This window comes from Paraburkholderia sediminicola, from assembly GCF_046026895.1.
GTDB classification, from domain to species: Bacteria; Pseudomonadota; Gammaproteobacteria; order Burkholderiales; family Burkholderiaceae; genus Paraburkholderia; species Paraburkholderia sediminicola_C.
In genome coordinates this window covers 1-18,398 of record NZ_JAQQEU010000077.1, presented here as the reverse complement: position 1 = coordinate 18,398, position 18,398 = coordinate 1, and the positions used below count along the sequence as shown (strand labels likewise).

The 18,398-nt window shown below is 61.3% G+C and carries 17 protein-coding genes and 2 pseudogenes; 10 read left to right on the top strand and 9 right to left on the bottom strand.

All coding sequences use genetic code 11. The annotated features are described in order from the left end of the window. Nucleotides 1-25: 25 nt before the first annotated feature. Together PQR02_RS33135 and PQR02_RS33130 are read right to left on the bottom strand one after the other, a co-directional pair. Nucleotides 26-1,095 (bottom strand): annotated as a pseudogene (locus PQR02_RS33135) (FAD-binding oxidoreductase); the annotation flags it as partial. Nucleotides 1,096-1,150: 55 nt separating this feature from the next. After that, nucleotides 1,151-2,188, bottom strand: a complete 1,038-nt coding sequence (locus tag PQR02_RS33130; protein WP_408241715.1) for a DUF1338 domain-containing protein — start codon at nucleotides 2,186-2,188, stop codon at nucleotides 1,151-1,153. A gap of 165 nt (nucleotides 2,189-2,353) precedes the next feature. Here PQR02_RS33130 and PQR02_RS33125 point away from each other — a divergent pair, with 165 nt between their 5' ends. Next, nucleotides 2,354-3,286: a LysR substrate-binding domain-containing protein gene (locus tag PQR02_RS33125; protein WP_408241713.1), complete on the top strand. Its 933-nt coding sequence runs from the start codon at nucleotides 2,354-2,356 to the stop codon at nucleotides 3,284-3,286. Nucleotides 3,287-3,317: 31 nt separating this feature from the next. Here the strand turns inward: PQR02_RS33125 and PQR02_RS33120 are convergent, their stop codons facing one another. Together PQR02_RS33120 and pcaQ are read right to left on the bottom strand one after the other, a co-directional pair. Continuing rightward, on the bottom strand, nucleotides 3,318-4,448 hold the full coding sequence (locus PQR02_RS33120) for a 4-hydroxyphenylpyruvate dioxygenase family protein (RefSeq protein WP_408241710.1): 1,131 nt from the start codon (nucleotides 4,446-4,448) through the stop codon (nucleotides 3,318-3,320). 303 nt (nucleotides 4,449-4,751) lie between these two features. After that, entirely contained in the window at nucleotides 4,752-5,738 is a 987-nt protein-coding gene (pcaQ, locus tag PQR02_RS33115) for a pca operon transcription factor PcaQ (RefSeq protein ID WP_408241707.1), read from the bottom strand. A gap of 108 nt (nucleotides 5,739-5,846) precedes the next feature. Here pcaQ and pcaH point away from each other — a divergent pair, with 108 nt between their 5' ends. Both pcaH and pcaG read left to right on the top strand, forming a co-directional pair. Then, nucleotides 5,847-6,551, top strand: coding sequence for a protocatechuate 3,4-dioxygenase subunit beta (pcaH, locus tag PQR02_RS33110; protein ID WP_408241704.1), 705 nt, complete (start codon nucleotides 5,847-5,849; stop codon nucleotides 6,549-6,551). A gap of 3 nt (nucleotides 6,552-6,554) precedes the next feature. Next, nucleotides 6,555-7,142, top strand: coding sequence for a protocatechuate 3,4-dioxygenase subunit alpha (gene pcaG / locus PQR02_RS33105; RefSeq protein ID WP_408241701.1), 588 nt, complete (start codon nucleotides 6,555-6,557; stop codon nucleotides 7,140-7,142). Between the two features lie 406 nt (nucleotides 7,143-7,548). On the opposite strand, the gene PQR02_RS33100 is transcribed toward pcaG, so the two are convergent. Further along, on the bottom strand, nucleotides 7,549-7,815 hold the full coding sequence (locus PQR02_RS33100; protein ID WP_408241698.1) for an H-NS family nucleoid-associated regulatory protein: 267 nt from the start codon (nucleotides 7,813-7,815) through the stop codon (nucleotides 7,549-7,551). Between the two features lie 435 nt (nucleotides 7,816-8,250). Between PQR02_RS33100 and PQR02_RS33095 the strand changes: the two genes are divergently transcribed. The 3 genes from PQR02_RS33095 to PQR02_RS33085 all read left to right on the top strand — a co-directional run bounded on the left by PQR02_RS33095 (nucleotide 8,251) and on the right by PQR02_RS33085 (nucleotide 9,937). Continuing rightward, the gene (locus PQR02_RS33095) at nucleotides 8,251-8,886 is read left to right on the top strand and encodes a LysE family translocator (RefSeq protein ID WP_408241695.1); all 636 of its coding nucleotides are present in this window, start codon (nucleotides 8,251-8,253) and stop codon (nucleotides 8,884-8,886) included. 334 nt (nucleotides 8,887-9,220) lie between these two features. Further along, nucleotides 9,221-9,424: a cold-shock protein gene (locus PQR02_RS33090; protein ID WP_090545255.1), complete on the top strand. Its 204-nt coding sequence runs from the start codon at nucleotides 9,221-9,223 to the stop codon at nucleotides 9,422-9,424. 288 nt (nucleotides 9,425-9,712) lie between these two features. Further along, nucleotides 9,713-9,937: a hypothetical protein gene (locus tag PQR02_RS33085; protein ID WP_149670492.1), complete on the top strand. Its 225-nt coding sequence runs from the start codon at nucleotides 9,713-9,715 to the stop codon at nucleotides 9,935-9,937. A gap of 47 nt (nucleotides 9,938-9,984) precedes the next feature. Here PQR02_RS33085 and PQR02_RS33080 read toward each other — a convergent pair whose 3' ends face one another. After that, complete coding sequence (locus PQR02_RS33080; protein ID WP_408241691.1) at nucleotides 9,985-11,622, bottom strand: acyl-CoA synthetase; 1,638 nt, start codon at nucleotides 11,620-11,622, stop codon at nucleotides 9,985-9,987. 164 nt (nucleotides 11,623-11,786) lie between these two features. Between PQR02_RS33080 and PQR02_RS33075 the strand changes: the two genes are divergently transcribed. Continuing rightward, complete coding sequence (locus PQR02_RS33075) at nucleotides 11,787-12,533, top strand: Crp/Fnr family transcriptional regulator (RefSeq protein WP_408241688.1); 747 nt, start codon at nucleotides 11,787-11,789, stop codon at nucleotides 12,531-12,533. Between the two features lie 87 nt (nucleotides 12,534-12,620). On the opposite strand, the gene PQR02_RS33070 is transcribed toward PQR02_RS33075, so the two are convergent. Then, a complete protein-coding gene (locus PQR02_RS33070; RefSeq protein WP_408241686.1) occupies nucleotides 12,621-12,974 on the bottom strand; it encodes a transposase in 354 nt (117 codons plus the stop codon). A 150-nt stretch (nucleotides 12,975-13,124) separates the two neighbouring features. On the opposite strand from PQR02_RS33070, the pseudogene PQR02_RS33065 reads away from it, so the two are divergent. Continuing rightward, nucleotides 13,125-13,607: pseudogene (locus tag PQR02_RS33065) on the top strand (porin family protein); the annotation flags it as partial. 123 nt (nucleotides 13,608-13,730) lie between these two features. Here the strand turns inward: PQR02_RS33065 and PQR02_RS33060 are convergent. Together PQR02_RS33060 and PQR02_RS33055 are read right to left on the bottom strand one after the other, a co-directional pair. Then, a complete protein-coding gene (locus PQR02_RS33060) occupies nucleotides 13,731-14,894 on the bottom strand; it encodes a porin (RefSeq protein WP_408241683.1) in 1,164 nt (387 codons plus the stop codon). A 609-nt stretch (nucleotides 14,895-15,503) separates the two neighbouring features. Next, a complete protein-coding gene (locus tag PQR02_RS33055) occupies nucleotides 15,504-15,710 on the bottom strand; it encodes a hypothetical protein (protein ID WP_408241680.1) in 207 nt (68 codons plus the stop codon). Between the two features lie 1,201 nt (nucleotides 15,711-16,911). Between PQR02_RS33055 and PQR02_RS33050 the strand changes: the two genes are divergently transcribed. Together PQR02_RS33050 and PQR02_RS33045 are read left to right on the top strand one after the other, a co-directional pair. Continuing rightward, nucleotides 16,912-17,502: an SCO family protein gene (locus PQR02_RS33050; protein WP_408241677.1), complete on the top strand. Its 591-nt coding sequence runs from the start codon at nucleotides 16,912-16,914 to the stop codon at nucleotides 17,500-17,502. 81 nt (nucleotides 17,503-17,583) lie between these two features. Next, nucleotides 17,584-18,398: Kelch repeat-containing protein (locus PQR02_RS33045; protein ID WP_459252057.1), on the top strand; the 815-nt coding region annotated here is incomplete at its 3' end.

Sequence of the window (18,398 nt, the reverse complement as noted above, 5' to 3'; positions counted from 1 at the left end):
CCAATCGAACGGCTGACGCGCGACGGCCTTCGGGCAGCAACGCGATCTCGTCCTTCTTCAGACCACGCGCCTGCAAGCCGCGAATCATTGCGCGGTCGAGTCCTTCGATCGCGATCGGCCCGCAGCGCATGAAATGCGGTACGGCATCCGCCGCGGTGTAGATGTCGTGAAGCCGAGCACGACGATCACGCGTTTGGCCGGACTCTTCACGAGACGCACTTTCGCCTGCAACGTCAACGCGCATGTACCTTCGGTGCCGACCAGCGCACGCGCGACGTTAAAGCCGTTTTCCGGCAGCAGTTGATCGAGATTGAAGCCTGACACGCGCCGCTTGATGCGCGGGAACTTCGCGCGAATCTGATCGGCGTAGGTATCGCGCAACTGCGTGAGCGCGGCGTGGATTTCGCCCTTGCGGCCATCTGCGGCGATGATGCGTGCGAGTTCGTCGTCGGATGTGGGACCGACCCAGAAACGCGCCGTCGAAGGTCGCGATCTCCAACGCAGCGACGTTATCAACCGTTTTCCCGGGTATCACCGAATGCGCGCCGCACGAATTGTTGGCGATCATGCCGCCGAGCGTGCAGCGGCTATGCGTCGCCGGATCGGGGGCGAACGTGAGGCCGTGTTGCTCGGCGGCATCGCGCAACGTGTCGCAAACCACGCCCGGTTCGACAATCGCCACACGGGCAATCGCATCGACCGACACCACGCGGTTCACATATTTGCTCGCGTCGGCCACGACCGCGACGTTGACGCATTGGCGGTTCTGCGACGTGCCACCACCGCGCGCGAGAAATGGCACATCGTTGCGGCGACAGGCGGCGAGCGTGGCGAGCAGATCGTCGACATCCGCAGGCACGACGACGGCGAGCGGGACTTGCCGAGAGTTCGACGCGTCCGACGCATACAATGCTTTGGATGCCTTATCGAAGCGCACTTCGCCGCGTACAATGTCGGCGCAAATCGCTTTCGAGCGCCCGCATCACGGCGGCGGTGCCCGTGAAAGGCGTGGCGCCGCTCGTTCGACGTGCGCGGCACGCCGTGGTCCAACGCATTCGCGCTCGCGCCCTGCTCTTCATCCAATGACGTTCCCACTGCGCCCCTCTTCTCCGATGCCGCCAACCTGTCCACTTGCGTCGGCTTTTTGCGCTCAGGCCGCCTCGCTCGCGGTCATCTTGAAGATGCCCTGCGCATTGCCCGCGTCGAACCGCAGGTCCGTTTCCCAGCGGCGCGCGTCCTGATCGAAACTGCGCTTGCGGTTAATGAACTCATAGAACGAACCCGGCACTTCGCGCGTCACGATGCTGCCGTCGGCCGCCCGGAATTCGCGCCGCACGATGTCCGCGCGATACGCGGTCTCGGACACGCGGCCCGATCGCGAGCGCTCCACTTCCGGTTTCATCGGACGGCCTTTGGCCTTCTCGTCGTCGGACAGCTTGAACACGTCCTCGACGCGATCGGTGGCGTGATTGAACGCGTTGCCTTCGGTCGCGATCCACGCCATTTCCGCCGACTCCTTCGACAGTACATCGTAATCGGCTTCGCGTGGCGTGTCGTGCTGGCGCGCGAACGCGCCGACGATCACGGGCAGCAATTCATGGGCCGCGGCGAGCGGCAGCACGCCGTCGCGTTCGAGCTCCCACAGCTGGCCGGCCGCGCGCGGCGTCAGCGGATCGCACGACGCGCCGATCACATGCGTTACAGCCTGTTGAAACGCCGCCGAGAACCTTTCCGGATGCAACTCGCTGACGAAGAACTGCGCGATCTCATCGGGCGCATCGTCATGTGCCCACGCGCGGCCGGTCATGCCGAGGCGGTCGAGCGGATAGCGGCCGTTGATGCTGAAACCCAGCGGCCGCAGAATGCGCGCGAACGCGGCTTCGCCAGGCGGCAGCGCGCCGGCGTGCGGCCAGCGCACCGTGCGCAGCGCGCCATGGTCGAAGTACACGCTGCCACCGGCGGCGATCGTCTCCTCGGTGTACTGGCGGCCATGCGCCGAACGCGCGAGCAGGTCTTCGAAGAGCGCCATATTCATTGCCTGCGTGAGTTCCGCGCGGGTGACGCTGCCGTTTTCCCATTCGTTCAGCACACGCGGATGATGCAGCGTCGAGAACAGGCGCGCGGTCTTGTCGGCGCCCAGCAATTTCAGCAGCAGTTGTTCGACATTCGCATTCTTGATGTTTCGCATCCCGGTTCTCCACGTAGCGCTTCGAGCGCTTGCCGATGCGCTCGATGTGACCTGCAGGCGCGCACACAAAGGCGGCGCCTCATCTTGAAGGCGAGATTATTCAAAATCCGCAAGGCCATCGTAAAGCGAGATAAACTCGCCACTTGATGCGTTTTTGGAATCAACGTGCGAAAGTTCAAGATTCCTAACATGGGCGCGCTGCTCGCTTTCGAAGCTGCCGCGCGACACGAAAGCTTCACGCATGCGGCGCGTGAGCTGTTCCTCACTGAGAGCGCGGTATCGCGGCAGATCAATACGCTGGAAAGCAATCTCGGCGTGCGGCTATTCGTGCGCGTCAAACAGCGCGTGGTGCTGACGAAGGCGGGCAAGGTCTATGGCGCGCAGGTGCGGCGCTCGCTGGAACACCTCGACCGCGACACGCTGTCGATCATCGCGCATGGCAGCGGCGGCGGTTATCTCGAGCTGGCGGTGCTGCCGACGTTCGCCTCGCAATGGCTGATTCCGCGGCTCGCGGCATTCAATGCGCAGTACCCGGACGTGCGCGTGAACATGGGTGTGCGCACCGGTACGTTCCCGTTCGCCGATACCCATTTCGAAGCGGCGATTCACTACGGCAAGCCGACCTGGCCTGGCACGTCGGCGGACCTTCTGTTTTGCGAGGAAGTGGTACCGGTGTGCGCCGCGAGTCTGCTGAAGCGGCGCATGAAGCATGCGACCGATCTGCTCGACTATCCGCTGCTGCACTCCACCACCCGGCCCGACGGCTGGGCCGCATGGTTCGCGAACCTGGATGTGGACGACAACCGGACCATGCAGGGCGTGCGATACGAACTCCACACGATGTTGATCAGCGCCGCGGCGGCCGGGCTCGGCATCGCGCTGGTGCCGCGCTTTTTCGTCGATACGCAGCTCGAACGGCTTGGGCTCGTGATCCCGCTCGACACGCCAGCGGTCGCCGATGCGGCGTACTATCTCGTGTATCCCACCGAACTCAGCCACGGCAAGCCGCTCGCGAGTTTCCGCGAATGGCTGTTGCAGGAAGCCGCGGGCTACCGCACGGTCTATCCCGAGCTGGCCGGCACGCCCGATCCCGATTGATCGCGCGTGCGATCGGGCCCGCCGACCGTGATCAGACGCCGGCCTCGCGAGCCTGCGCGAGAGCGGCGAGATTGCCTTCGCCGAAACCGTGATGCCCCTGGCGCTGCACGATCTCGAAGAAAATCTCGCCGGTGCGGCGGCGCACGAAGGTCTGGAAAAACAGTTGCGGCAGGCCGTCGGCGCCGATTTCGCCGTCCACCAGAACATGCGTGCGCTTGAGCCGCTCGACATCGAGCCCGTGGCCTGGCAAACGCGCGTCGAGTTGATCGTAATAGCGCGGCGGCGGCTCGACGAATTCGACGCCGTTCGCGAGCAGGCGCTCGACGCACGCGAAGATATCCTCGGTGGCGAGCGCGATATGCTGCACGCCTTCGCCCGGATGGTCCGGCAGGTACTCGTGCATCAGGTCGGTGCGGCGCGTGCCTTCTTCATACAGCGGCACGCGGATCGCGCCGCACGGCGACACCATCACGCGCGACTCCGCCGACACATGCCAGTTCGCGTGCAGTTCGTGAATCTCGCGGAAGTTGAGCAGGTCCCGATAGAAATCGAGCCATTCCTGCATCCGCCCCTCGCCGACGGTTTGCGTCAGATGGTCGACCGCGACGAGGCCGATCCCCTCATGGCTCAGGTCGGCGTGGGCCGTGTCGATTTCGATCGGACGGAAGTCGATGTCGAAGATCGAGATGTCGCCGAGGCCGCCGCGCTGCCCGCCGCGTCCGCGCCAGCGGTCGACGAAATAGATGTGCGAGTCGCCGATGCCCTGAATCGCCGGAATCAGCAGTTCGCCGACGCCGATTTTTTCGCCTTCGAACGCCCACGCGCCGAGTTCGATCGCCCGGTCGAAAGCGCGCTGCGCGTCGGCCACGCGGATGCCGATCGCGCAGATGCCCGCGCCGTATTCGTCGGCGTAGCGCGCGGCGAACGAATCCGGCTCCGCGTTGATCAGGAACTGCATCTCGCCCTGCCGATACAGCGTGACGTCCTTGCTGATATGCCGCGCGACCGCCTTGAAGCCGAGCTTCGCGAACGTGTCGCCGAGGGCCTGCGGGTCGCGCGCGGCGAACTCCACGAATTCGAGACCGGCGGTGCCGAGCGGATTGTGCTCAGGCGTGGACACGGCGCGCAGCGCGGCGTCTGGAGTGGGCAGGTCGCTGGGCATGGCAATCTCCTTGTACAGTCGTTCGGCGCTGGGTCCGGGTGTGTCCGGGTGTGTCCGATGTTCGATGCAACCGTCGACGGGCCGCGGGTGGCGCCGGCTGGGTGATGCAGGGCAGCAAACACGGCCCGCCCCGGCTTTTGCACCGTGTTTGTACACCGGGTAGCGGGGCGTCCGCAACCTTGATTTTGTACTGGATGGTTCATGTCGGCGGGCGCGGCGTGTTCCCTGCTTCCCGCTACTGCTACCGCGCTCGCTGCTCCGACGAACCCGGCGCATCTTCGCGCCCGACTCGTGCAGCCCGTATCAACTCGTCGGCGCTTTGCTTCTGCTGCGTTTGCGCACAGGCTTATCCGCAGCGGCCGCCATGCGTTGTTGCGCGACCTCGCGCACCGCCTCGATAAACGCGCGTCCCACCGGCGACGGCTGCGTGTCCGAGCGCCGGATCAAACCGACCGGCTCGCCGGTGCCTGCGAACGGCAGCGGCAAACGCACTAGCATGCCGTGCGCCAGCTCGTACTCCACCGCGCTCAGCGGCACGAACCACACCGCGCTGTTTTCGAGCGTCAACGCGCGCCCCGTCGATACCGACAACACTTCGACGAACGCCGACAGCGGCTGCACGCCCCAGGCGTTCAACAGACTGTCGGCCGATTGCCGGATCAACGTGCCGAACGGCGGCAGCACCACCGGAAAATCCTTCAGCGACGTAGCGGGCAAACCCGGCCCCTGCGTCAACGGATGCCCGGCGCGCACCACCGCGATCAGCGGCTCGGTAAACAGCTGCTCGAAACTGAGACCGACCATCCGCTCCGGATCGGCGAGGCGCCCAATCGCGAATTCGATCGTGCCCGCTTTCAGACGCTCAAGCAATTCCGGGTTCGCACCGGTCGCAAGACGCACGATCACGCGCGGCCAAAGCGCCGCGAACCGTTTGAGCACTGGCGGGATCAACGCGGCCGCGACGGTCGGCAGGATGCCCACTTCCAGCGTGGCCGCCGCGGCCCCTTCCGCGCGCGCCAGCAGGTCGACGCCCTGGCGCAGCGCGCTCACGCACGCGCTCGCGTGGGGCATGAAGAGCTGCCCTTCGCGGGTCGGCACGGCCCCGTGGCGGCCGCGCTCGAACAGCTTCACGCCGAGAATCTCTTCGAGTTCGGCGACCGTCTTGGAGACCGCGGGCTGGGTGATTGACAGGCTGTTGGCGGCCCGCTGGACGCTGCCGAACTGGGCGACGGCCAGAAAGCACTGGAGATGGCGGAATTTGACGCGGCTGTCCGCGAGACTGCGTTGCATAACGGAAGGTTATACGAAAAGGGCGAAAACGTCATTTTGCATAACCGCTTGGGTTAGATAAAGTCGCTTCATATCGTCGCACCCAACAATTCCCCCAAGGAGACACTGATGGAAGATTCCTTTCTTGCCCCGCGTGACTTCGCGTCCCACCCCGACTATATCTATCCGAGCTACGGTTCGTCGGTCAAACGCGGCCCGACGCGTGCTCTGATTCCGTTGAAGGAAAGACTGCGCGATCAGCGCGTGCCGGTCTATGGTACGGACGACCTCGATCCGCTCGACAACGACCTGACACGCAACGCGGTGCGCAATGGCGAGCCGCTCGGCGAACGCATCATCGTGACGGGCCGCGTGCTCGACGAAGGCGGCCGCCCGGTGCGCAATACGCTGGTGGAAATCTGGCAAGCCAATGCAGCCGGCCGTTATGTGCACAAGGCCGACCAGCACGATGCGCCGCTCGACCCGAACTTTCTCGGCGCGGGCCGCTGCATCACCGACACCGAAGGCCGCTATCGCTTCATGACGATCAAGCCGGGCGCCTATCCGTGGGGCAATCACCCGAACGCGTGGCGCCCCCAGCACATCCACTTCTCGCTCTTCGGCGACCACTTCGGCTCGCGTCTCGTGACGCAGATGTATTTCCCCGGCGACCCGCTGCTGGCCTTCGACCCGATTTACCAAGGCACGCCGGCGAATGCCCGCGAACGCATGATTTCGAGCTTCTCGCTCGACACCACGCAGGAGGCCTACGCGCTCGGCTACGATTTCGACATCGTGTTGCGCGGCCCGAACGAAACCCCGATGGAGCGCTAAGCCATGACCACTCTCAAGCAAACGCCGTCGCAAACCGTTGGACCCTACTTCGCCTACGGTCTTTGCCCGCAGCAATACGACTTCGACTACAAGAGCCTGTTCACGCACGTTCTGGCCGACCGTGAAGCGGCGGGCGAGCACATCACGATCATCGGCCAGGTGTTCGACGGCGACGGCAACGTGATCGGCGACGCGATGGTCGAAATGTCGCAAGTGGACTCGACCGGCCAGTATCCGGAGTCGCGTGAGGAAATCACGAAGACCGGCTTTCGCGGCTTCGCGCGCGTCGGCACCGGTACGGACCCGCACAAGCGCTTTTACGTGGAAACGGTGAAGCCCGGCCGCGTCGGCGCGGATCAGGCGCCGCACGTCAATGTGATCCTGACGATGCGCGGCATGCTGCTGCACACGTTCACGCGCATCTATTTCGAGGACGAAGCACAGGCGAACGAAAAGGATCCGGTGCTGGCAGCGGTTCCGGCCGACCGGCGCGGCACGCTGATCGCGCGTCGCGAGCCGAACACCGCCAATGTGTACCGTTTCGACATCCACATGCAGGGCGACAAGGAAACCGTGTTCTTCGACCTGTGAAGTGCATGTTTAACACTTTCATACAGCTTTCACATACACTGAGCGTGATCCGTCCAGCGACTGGATCGCGATACTCCGAGTAATTGAGCCCGCCTAGTGCGGGCTTTTTTTCGGCTTTCGTTTACCTCGTGATGCTGATGGATTAGATCTGACTTGCCGATGTGCATCGGCCGTTCGGCGCTTGTCACTTGCTTGTGTTTGTGTGCGACACAACGCCGAGCTTTGCCGGTGGTCTATTTTTTTCGCGCTGCCTCGCGTGTCGGCTTTCGCTCTAGTCGTATGGGTCGCACGTTGCGCGACCGGGCGGCTCACGCGAGAGGATGGCTGCCGCACTGGTTCATGGGCCGCGCCGAATCCGGTTCTGTGCCGCGTCAGCCCGAATCGAGTGGCCAAGCGGCCCAACGACTCACGAACAGCGGAAGTGATCGATGTTCTGTCCGGCGTAAATTGCGCGCGAGAGCCAGTCTGGCTTATCGCCATGACCGTCCCACGTATTGCCGAAGGCGTCCCGATACATCACTGCGCGGACGGCGTTCGCGTCGGCTTCGAGCGAGTCCGCGAGCGCTTCCATTGTGATGTCGTATTCATCCATGCGTTGGCGTATCCACACGATCAGGCGCTCACGCGCATTCCCGTCTGGGGCGAACAGCCGTTGTTCTTCTCGCTCTTTCATAGCGTACCGATGTTTCAGCTAATCATGCTCGCGTTAGACAAACAAAGACCCCACAAGACAACGTGAAGGTTCATGCGTGATTCAAATGGATCGAGTGCAATTCGAGTTCACGATGTCTGTCCCGATGCGCAAATCCCGCAAGTGGAAAACATATCTGCCCAAGACTGGATTAAAAGAGAATTCGTGAACCCACGGCTTGAACTGCGCCCGAGTCTCGCGCCAGTATTCCGGGGAGCTTCAGCGTATGGGCGGCAATTCTAGCATTCAAATTCTTTTGCTTCCTGCAAAGGGTGCCTATTGGATTCGCGAACTTTTTTCATTGCGTATTCTTTTATCAAAGCCGTCTGCAAAAGATTCAAGGCCGCCGAAAGCCTCCAATCTCGCGCCGTCATGTTATGTTTCACCGATTAACCTCTGTGCACTGGAGACACGACGATGCCCGCCTCAACCGCCATCCTCACTATCCTGGCCGCGCTGCTGCTAGGCGCCATGAGCCCGGGACCGAGCTTCGTCATCGTCGCTCGTAATGCGATCGGACTGTCGCGCGGCGACGGTCTCGCCACCGCGCTAGGCATGGGCATTGGCGGCGTGTTCTTCAGCGGCATCGCGCTGCTCGGCCTCTACACGCTGCTGGCAACGGTCGAATGGCTGTATGTCGGCCTTAAGGTCGCCGGCGGCGTCTATCTGATTTACCTCGCGTCGAAAATCTGGCGCGGCGCCGCCAAACCGCTTGCGTTCGACGCGGCGCAAGGCGCTTTCGGCAATCCGCGGAAATCTTTCTGGATCGGCTTGAGCACGCAACTCAGCAATCCGAAAACGGCTGTCTATTACGGCAGTATTTTCGCGGCGCTGCTGCCGCAGCATCCGCCGCTGTGGTGCTACTTCGCGCTGCCGCCTGCAATCTTCGCGATCGAGGCCGGCTGGTACACGATCGTCGCGCTGTGCTTCTCGAGCAAACGGCCGCGCGAGATTTATCTGCAGTGGAAAGCGTGGATCGATCGCGTCGCCGCGAGCGCAGTGGCCGCGCTCGGCTTACGCCTGCTTCTGACCGCACATAAAGTGGGCATCTGAAGGGTGCGTCACTGAGGGCCCCACTTCCTGCAGCGCGGGACGAACCCGCTTGACCGTCATGCCGCAGCGCGCGTAGCGAGCGCGGCATGACCAAACCAGGGCCCCATCGCAACGCGCGTAGAGACCACGATGTGCCGCGTCCGGCAAAACAGTTACAAGTTATATGTTGACGCTGACATGCCCCGGCGGTTATTGTGGCACCCGAAGTTCAAGAAGTTCGATTGCTGTTCATCAATGTCTCGCTCATCAGCGGTATTCGTTGTCCTCTCCCTCCTTGACGCTTCAAGCGCTCTTCCAGAGCAATTTCATTTATTTTTTTCCTCAAGGATTCTTCATGGATACCGGTACCGTTAAGTGGTTCAACGACAGCAAGGGCTTTGGCTTCATCACCCCGGACAAGGGCGGCGACGACCTGTTCGCGCACTTCTCCGAAATTCGCAGCGACGGCTTCAAAACGCTGGCTGAGAATCAGAAGGTGAGCTTCGAAACGAAGCAAGGCCCGAAGGGTCTGCAAGCGGCTAACATCACGCCGCTGTAAGTTTGAAGGGCTCGGTGTCCGGCAACGGACATCGGGCTGCAGCGACATCCTCGCGGAGCTTCGTCTCCCACAGTTGGCGCGATCGCTTTTAGCTGCATTGATTGAGCAGCTTGCCCAAGCGCCAAACGCCTCGTTGCACCTCATTCTTCCCTCCGGCTTCAACGCCCATTTTTCGCTTCCCGACTGCGTCAGGATTCGGCTCGTAATGGCTTTGAATCAGCTCGTCCGTGCACCTTGTATAACGGGTTCATACGGCCGGGGCGCACTCGAACATTATTAAAATATAAAATGCAAAACAAACATATTCATCATTACAACGGCTATGCCGTCAAGCCCTCGGCACATCGTTTGCCCGACGGCAGCTTTTCATCCAACCTGTTGCTTGAACGCGCCGACAGCGCGCGCAGCGAAGGCCGCTACCAGTTCTATTCGCTCGACTACTTCACGAACGAAGAGCAGGCGCTGCAGCACTCGGCACGCTGGGCCCACCACTGGGTCGACACCCGCGGCTAAGCGCGGCCCGCCATGCAAGGCGAACCGCGTGCCATGGCGATCACGCGCTATTGCGAGCCACTTTCTTCTCTCTTGATCCGCGCGCGCAGTTCGAACTTCTGAATTTTTCCAGTCGACGTCTTGGGCAGTTCGCCGAAGCGCACCGCCTTCGGCAACTTATAGCCCGCCAGAAATAGCCGGCAGTGCGCGATGATTTCCGCTTCGGTCACCTGAGCGCCTTCCTTGAGTTCGACGAACGCGCAGGGCACCTCGCCCCACTTCGGATCGGCCATCGCCACAACGGCGGCAACCGACACCGCCGGGTGACGGTACAGCGTGTCCTCGACCTCGATGCTCGAAATGTTCTCGCCGCCTGAAATGATGATGTCCTTGCTGCGATCGCGAATGCGGATATAGCCGTCGGGCATCCGCACGCCGAGATCGCCGGTATGGAACCAGCCGCCGCGGAAGGTGGCTTCAGTCGCGCGCTCGTTCTTCAGATAGCCTTTCATGCAGATGTTGCCGCGAAACATGATCTCGCCGATCGTTTCTCCATCGTCGGGCACGGGCGCGAGCGTGTCCGGATCGAGCACGGTCACCGCCGCCTGCAGGTGATAGCGCACGCCTTGGCGCGCGTTCAGTTCGGCGCGTGCGCTGTCGTCGAGCGCCTCCCACGCCTGCTGTTTCGCGCAGACCGCGGCGGGCCCGTAGGTTTCGGTCAGCCCGTACACGTGCGTCAGATCGAAACCGATCTCCTTCATCTTCGCAATCACCGCCGGTGCGGGCGCCGCCCCCGCCACCATCGTCGACACGCCATGCGCGATGCCCTCGCGCCATTCAGCCGGCGCATTGGCGAGCGCGCTTTGCACGATCGGCGCGCCGCAATAGTGAGTGACGCCCTCGCGGCGAATCAGTTCGAACACCGTCCTGGCGTCGAACTTGCGCACGCAGACGTTGACGCCCGCACGGGCGGCAATGGTCCACGGAAAACACCAGCCGTTGCAGTGGAACATCGGCAGGGTCCACAGGTAGACCGCATGCTTCGGCATGTCCCATTCGAGAATATTGCTGAGCGCATTCAGATGCGCGCCGCGATGATGGTAGACCACGCCCTTCGGGTCGCCGGTCGTGCCCGATGTGTAGTTCAGCGCGATGGCGTCCCACTCGTCGGCCGGCTGCGTCCATGCGAAGGCAGGATCGCCGGACTGCAGGAACGCTTCGTAATCCGTCGCGCGGACGAATTGCGCAGGGTCGGCCGGCATCGCGTCGGCCACGCTGATCACGCGCAAGTCGGGGAATTCCAGCGCGACGCGATGCGCGAATTCGCCGTATTCCGTATCGACGACCAGTGCCTTCGCCCCGCCATGGCGCAGCATGAACAATAGCGACGACACGTCGAGCCGCGTATTGAGCGTGTTGAGCACGGCGCCGGCCATCGGCACGCCGAAGTGCGCTTCCACCATCGCCGGGATGTTGGGCAGCAACGCCGCCACCGTGTCGCCGCGTTCGATACCCGCCTGCCGCAGCGCGCTGGCGAGGCGCAGCGCGCGCTCGTAGGTCTCGCGCCAGTTGCGGCGAATCTCCCCATGGACGACCGCCGGCAGGTCACCGTAGACTTCAGCTGCGCGCACGATGAAGTCGATCGGCGTCAGCGGGACATAGTTGGCCTCGCGCCGCTCAAGACCTTCGTCGAACATGTGCTTCATGGGATCGTCTCCTGAGGCGCGGACCGCGCCGTCGATTGTTCTGATTGATTGATGAGCCAGCCTAGCAAGGGTCATGGTGAACTGTCTGTCATTCAAATGACAGAGTAGTGCGTCCGTGGCGCTATCGGGCTCAAACTTTAGCCGGACACGCTCCCAGGCCGCTGATGAACGACGTCACCTCCACTTCCATCGCCGACGCCCGGCCGGAGCGGCCGCAGCGGGTCGGGCGCGCCGAGCTGGCGCGGCTATTCGCGACCTGCGCATGGTTTCGAGCGCTCGCGGCCGAGCATCAGGCGCTGGTCCTGGCCACCGCGCACGCGCAGCATCTGGAAGGCGGAGCGTGGATCGCGCGCCGCAAGGAAACATCGGACTATTGGATCGGCGTGCATGCGGGGCTGATCAAACTCGCCATCTACAATGCCTCGGGACGCAGTTGCACGCTGTCCGGCGTGCCGCCCGGCGGCTGGTTCGGTGAAGGCAGCGTGATCAAGCGCGAATTGCGCAAATACGACGTGGCCGCGATCCAGCCTTCGCTCGTGCTGTTCGTGCCGTCGTCGACCTTTCATGCGCTTCTGGAGTCCAGCCTGCCATTCACCGGCTTCGTGATCCGGCAACTGAACAACCGCATGGGCGAGTTCATCGCGTCGATTCAGAATAGCCGGCTGCTGGACGTGGATGCGCGCGTCGCGCAGTCGCTCGCGCAGCTGTTCAACCCGGACCTCTGTCCGGACACAGGCCGCACGCTTGCCATTTCGCAGGAAGAAGTTGGACTGCTGGCGGGCGTGTCGCGCCAACGGATCAACCAGGCGCTGCAAAACCTTGAAAGACTGGAGATCTTGCGCCTCTCGTATAACCAGATCGAGGTGCTCGATCTCGAACGCCTGGGTGCGTTCGGGCGGGAACAGATCTAGCGGAGCAGGCGGCGAGCCGCCCTTCGAAGTGGGCCTTGATCGTGGATGTCGCCGCGGCCGCGAAGAAAAACAGCGCTCTCCAACGACCTACCCGCCACGCGTACCGCGCCTGCGGGTGAGGCGCGCCTCAAGGATCTCGTCGGTCTCGCATAGCGTCAATGCGATCGCGACCAGCGCGCCCGACCTCTTCCAGCGCAAGTAATAGCGATGCGCGGTCTGATACGGCACATAGTGCTCGGGCATCGCGCTCCATGGCTCGCCTGTACGCAGCACCCACATCACACTGTCCAGCACCCAACGAATGTCGATGTTGGGACGGCCGCGACGAGGTCCCTGACTCAGCATTTCCGGCAGCAGCGGCACGATGTTCTGCCATTGCTCATCGGTCAGATCCTGAATAGCCGGATGATGAGCTGCTACGTTTGCTGGGGAAGTATTCATGCAGTAAGAACGCGCACGTGGAGCGCGTGTGCTGGTGGCCGCGAAGGTAAGGTCTCTGGATCGCTGATTTTGAGATTAATCGAGGCTCGCGTTCGCAAAAGTGAATTCTTGTGAAAGGGCCAAGCGCAATCGTCCAAAAGCGCAATACCTGCGGCTGGCGTGCAGCAGAACAGCGACGACAGCAATCACAAGCAGACCATCTTCAATGCGAACGCGGTCTACGCGTTCAGCTCGACGAAGGTGTATGTCGGCTATCTGCATTCGAAGGACGACACCGGTTTCGTCGATAGCGCGCTGGCACAGCAAACGCTCGTGCCGGGCGTCGATATCGTGAAGGGCTTGGGCCGCGTCGACAGCGGTCCGTTTGCCGGCGTCACCGGGCAGGCGACGCCCGTGCTCAGTCTGACTGGCGCGGCGTACTACGACCACATGTCCAACGCGGCGGTCGGCAACGGTCAGCTGGGTAGCGGCTATCGCTATACGTTCGTGGCGCTGGCTGAATATGCGTTGTCGAAGCGTACCGAAGTATATGGCACGGTCGATTTCGACAAGGTGTCGGGAGCCGCTTCGGTCGAATTGCCGGGCCGCAACAATCAGACCGGTGTTGCACCCGGTCTGCGTACGATTTTCTAGATCGCATGCCGAGCGGGGTTCCGCCAGGCCCCCCCAGCGCGCGCGGCATTTGAATTGCCGCGCCCATAAAAAAAGGTGCCGCGAACGGCACCTTTTTGTACTACAGGCAGCTTCTGCTGAAGCTTAGAAGCGGTGACGCAGACCGACCGTAGCAGCCGTCTGGTTCTTCGACGACGACGGCAGTTGCGTGTTGTCGCCGCTGTAGATCGAAGCAACACCGCCGTCGCCCATTGCGTGCTGATACACGGCTTGAGCGTAGACGTCCGTACGACGCGACAGCGAGTAGTCAGCTTGCAGGCCGATCTGGTGGTAACGGGTCTTCATGTCGTTGCCATCAGCGTTGACGCCGTAGCCACGTGCATCCGTGAACGTGTAAGCGATGCCCAGGCCCAGAGCCGGGGTCACGTTGTACTTGCCGTTGACTTCGTAGTTGTTCGAATGACCTTGACGTTGGCCTGCTGCTGCGCCGACGAGGTTATCCACACGCGATTGCGTCCAGGCCACACCGACCGTTGCCGGGCCAAATGCGTACGAAGCCGCTGCGCCGAATTCACGCTGACGGAAGTTGCCGGTCATGACGCCCGAGGTGTTCGCCAGAACGCCGTCTGAAGCACCGCCGTTGCTTGCCGTGCCTGCAGCATTCGTTGCGCCCGGGTTGTTCTGCTGTGCGTAAGCAGCGCCCAGGTGCAGGCCTTGCCACTGGTATGCAGCACCGACGCTGTACTGGCGGTTGTTTGCGAATGCGCCAGCCTGGTTCGAGAAGCCGTACGTGCCGCCGAACGTGAAGCCGGCGTAGTTAGCGCTCGAGTACTTGACCGAGTTGTTGACCGACAGGCCGCCGTTCGTGTTCAGGTTGTCGTTGTTGAACGGGTGTGCGAAGTACGTACCGCCCCAGCTGCCCGTTGCGGTCAGCGGTGCCAGGTAGTCTTGAGCTGCGTCGTATTGACGGCCCAGCGTGACCGTACCGAATTGCGCGCTCGACAGACCGACGAACGCTTGACGGTTGAACATGCCGTTGTTGTTAGCGAACTTGCCGTTGTTGACGTTGAAGCCGCTTTCCAACGTGAAGATTGCCTTCAGGCCGCCGCCCAGGTCTTCCGAACCGCGCAGACCGAACATGCTCTGGTTGATGCCGCCGCTGCCTGCTGCCCACTTGGAGTTGTGGTTGACGTTGCTGGTGTAAGTCAGGCCCGCGTCCAACAGACCATACAGGGTCACGCTGCTTTGTGCGTGAGCGACGGATGCGAACGATGCGGCGACCGCAACGACGATGAGACTCTTCTTCATGTGGGACTCCAGTTCGATAAATTTACACGGGGAGCGGGACTGCCTCGACAGCGCATGCATCGCACGTGCTGCCGCCCTTTGTCCGAACCGGTTCGAACAGCCGGGCACCCTTTAAACGAAGCGTGAGTGTAGGGGGACACCCTAATAGCGGCGTCGGCAATTTGCGCAACAGGCTTTTTTGGAATCCGCAACAATGCTTGCGGCGATCGCGTTAAGTCGTTGTTTTTCGGACGTTTATCGCAACATCCAAGGTGCTGCTCGCTTGCCCTCGCCATTGAATATTTGCAACGTTTCAATAATAAAGTTGTGCGTATGCAACAGTGTTTTAATACGCCTGCCGTAATCGGGTCGGAACGATTGAAGAGTGAAAGCCGGCTGATTGCTCGAATAAGGCAATTGCACGGGCTTATCCGGACGCTCGGTGAATTTATTTTGGAAACCCGGGAACTCAATTGAGTTAATGCAGTCTCCCCTTTTCAGGCCGGTCGCCATTGATATTGAGATTTTGATTAACTCAGTTCGCGGCCGTGGCTGTAGAAGCTGCATCATCCCCGACAAAACTTTCGACCTCCCAGCTGCGTTTCGCCGAGTGTGCGACGCGAGAAAGCGTCAATGGCGGCCGCACTTCGAGCGCAGCACCTCGTCGGCCGCCCCAGTCAGGAATGGCTCCAGCCCGAATAGCCACGCAAAGGAGAAGGTGACTCGCGCCAATGCGCGGATTTCCTTGGGCGACACGCTCTCGCCAGCGTCGTCGATTGCAGCGGCAAGCGGTGATTGAGGCGGGGCCAACTCGGCACCGGTGTGGTCGGATCGCATGATGGTTCTCGTTATTGATGTGGCGTGGATGCCAGCCTTGCGCAAAACGGCGTGCGACCCGGCGACCCGAAGTTGCTTAATAGCGCATTGTGGTGGCGATCTGTGCGACGGACCGCGAAGACAGGCGGAAGCACCAGACTGTCCGTGAAAACGTCCACAGCCAAAAGACTTGAATCGCGGTGATTTTCAGCAGGGTGACGAGACAATAAAGCGCGATATTGGCTGAGGGACTAACAAGCCTGTTTGCGCCGCAGAGATGACGATGACGCGCTTTTGAACCCGTAAAATCCAATGATGAATATGCCTCATAGAGCCACAATCTGAATGCAGCAAAACAGATTAACCACGCGAGTTCACGCCAAACAAAAAGGGCTCCGAAAATTCGGAACCCTTTTCTTCAAGCTTTTGGCGGGTCGTGTCGGATTCGAACCGACGATGTCCTTGCGGAGGCGGATTATGAGTCCGAGGTGAACACAATTCAGATCATTGGCTTAGGAAAAATCCGTTCTGCAAACTGGGAAGAAACGCAACCATAGCAGCCTTGTCCGGCGATGCGCCTGAGAGAATTGCGGAAACGGCGAAAGCAACTCGAGCGACGTCAAAACGCCGTGCGCGACCAACATCTGCGCATCGCGGTCCGCCGAGCAGATGTGTTCCAGGTCAGCGAGTCGTCGCGGCGCGGCGTCTACCTTAGATACGAGATCGGGCAACGATGAGGGACGTTTGAGATCCGCCCCACAACTGTCGGTCGCGCTGTCTGGGGTTCAACGGCGGTTAACTGCTGAGTGGTCCGGTCATCCACGCCCGCTTTCCGGGGACAGCGGTTCGGCCTTTCGCGACATTCAGGCGTCCTCGTTCCCAAGGCGGCTTCAGATTGCTTTCTGCCATTCGGACTCTTGCGACCGCAAATGTCGTGGTTCGCTGCCAGCGGATGCGAACTGTCGACCCGCAACAGACCTCCGATTCCGCCGATAGCGGTCCTTCGAAATCCTCTCCCGAGTCGTCTGACATGGCTCACCGTCGAGAAATGCAGGCACTTGACGAGGAGCTGCGGCTGCTCATTCTGGAGTGCGACGCGACTCGGCAATTTGTTCCGTACGGCGTCGCACATAGGTCGGCTGCAACGCGCTTGGCTTATCGAAACATACTTCTAGTATACAAGCTCGTGTGGGGCGCGAGACGGCACTTCAAGGGTGGTGACATGACCGCTTTGACGCGTCGGAAGATATTGTGCGCAACGGCTTCAGCCGTGATGGCGGCGGTATCGGCGAAAGTTTATGCGCAGCATGGAAACATGGGGCCGGTCAGGCCGCCGGTCCGCCTCACCGATGTTTCGGTAGTCGACCAAACTGGCACGACCCGGCCGCTCGAAGAGTTGTTGCGTGAACGCGTCACTGCGGTGCAGACAATTTATACGGGTTGCAGCTCGGTTTGCCCCCTTCAGGGAGCGCTATTCGGCGCCGTTCAAGACCGGATGCTGCAAGCCCGTACACGCTATCCAATCCGCTTGCTATCGATTGGGATCGACCCATTTGGCGATGTACCGTCCGCATTGCGCGAATGGCTCGCGAGTTTCAATGCCGGTCCGGGATGGGACGCGGTCACACTGGCTCCAGATAACGTCGACCGAACACGAGCGGAGTTGGCCGGACGCACATCGCCGGCGAGCAACATCGCCGACCATTCGACACAAGTCTATTGCTTTGATCACTACGCGATGTTGCGCTGGCGCAGCGCTGATTTTCCGCGAGTCGAAGAAGTTTGTGATGTCCTTGGCGCACTGGGAGTTTGAGTACGTTCGAAGTGATTCGCTTAACCAAGAGTTGCTAATCACACCAGCCATATCACGTAACCCAGAAAAAGGGGCGTCGCGATGAAACGAAACCGATTTCCAACGAGCAATCCCAAGCCATCAGAAACGGCCACAAAAGCTTTGGCCCTGATAGTCTTCGGGTGGATGTTAATTGCAACGTGCAGGGATGTAACAGCGCAGACCGTGCCGCAGTGGTCTACAAAGATTGATTTGCCGCTAGTGCCCGTCGCAGCGGCTAATCTACCGAATGGAAAGGTGCTAGTCTGGTCGGCTGATAGTCCGCTAGCTTTTACTCCCGGCGAAGTGAATCTGCGCAACCATCAGAACGATGGCGGCACCTACACTGCGATTTTTGATCCGGTCGCCGGAACGAGCACGCAGGTGTTTGTCACCAATATCGGCCACGACATGTTCTGTCCGGGAATCGTAAATCTGCCCGACGGTAATATCTTTGTGACGGGTGGGTCGAGTAGCTCTAAAGTCAGTGCTTTCAACCCCGCCTTGGGACAGTGGGCAGCCCAGAAACAGATGAAGATTCCCCGAGCCTATCACGGCAGCGTGACACTGAGCAACGGCGATGTGTTTGTATTGGGTGGCTCATGGAACGGTGGGCTGGGAGGCAAGAGCGGAGAAACGTGGAATAGTAGATCGGGCTGGAAAGAGAATACTGCGGTAACTGCCAACTGGACTGCCAATAGTCGCGACCCTGACGTAACGAACGATGCCAGAGGAATATACCGTGCGGACAACCATATGTGGTTGTTCGCGGATTCCAACGGCATGGTTTTCCACGCTGGACCGAGTCAAGCCATGCAATGGATTGGCACCACAGGCACCGGCAGCATGTCGACGCCGGTAATTCGAGATCGGGACAG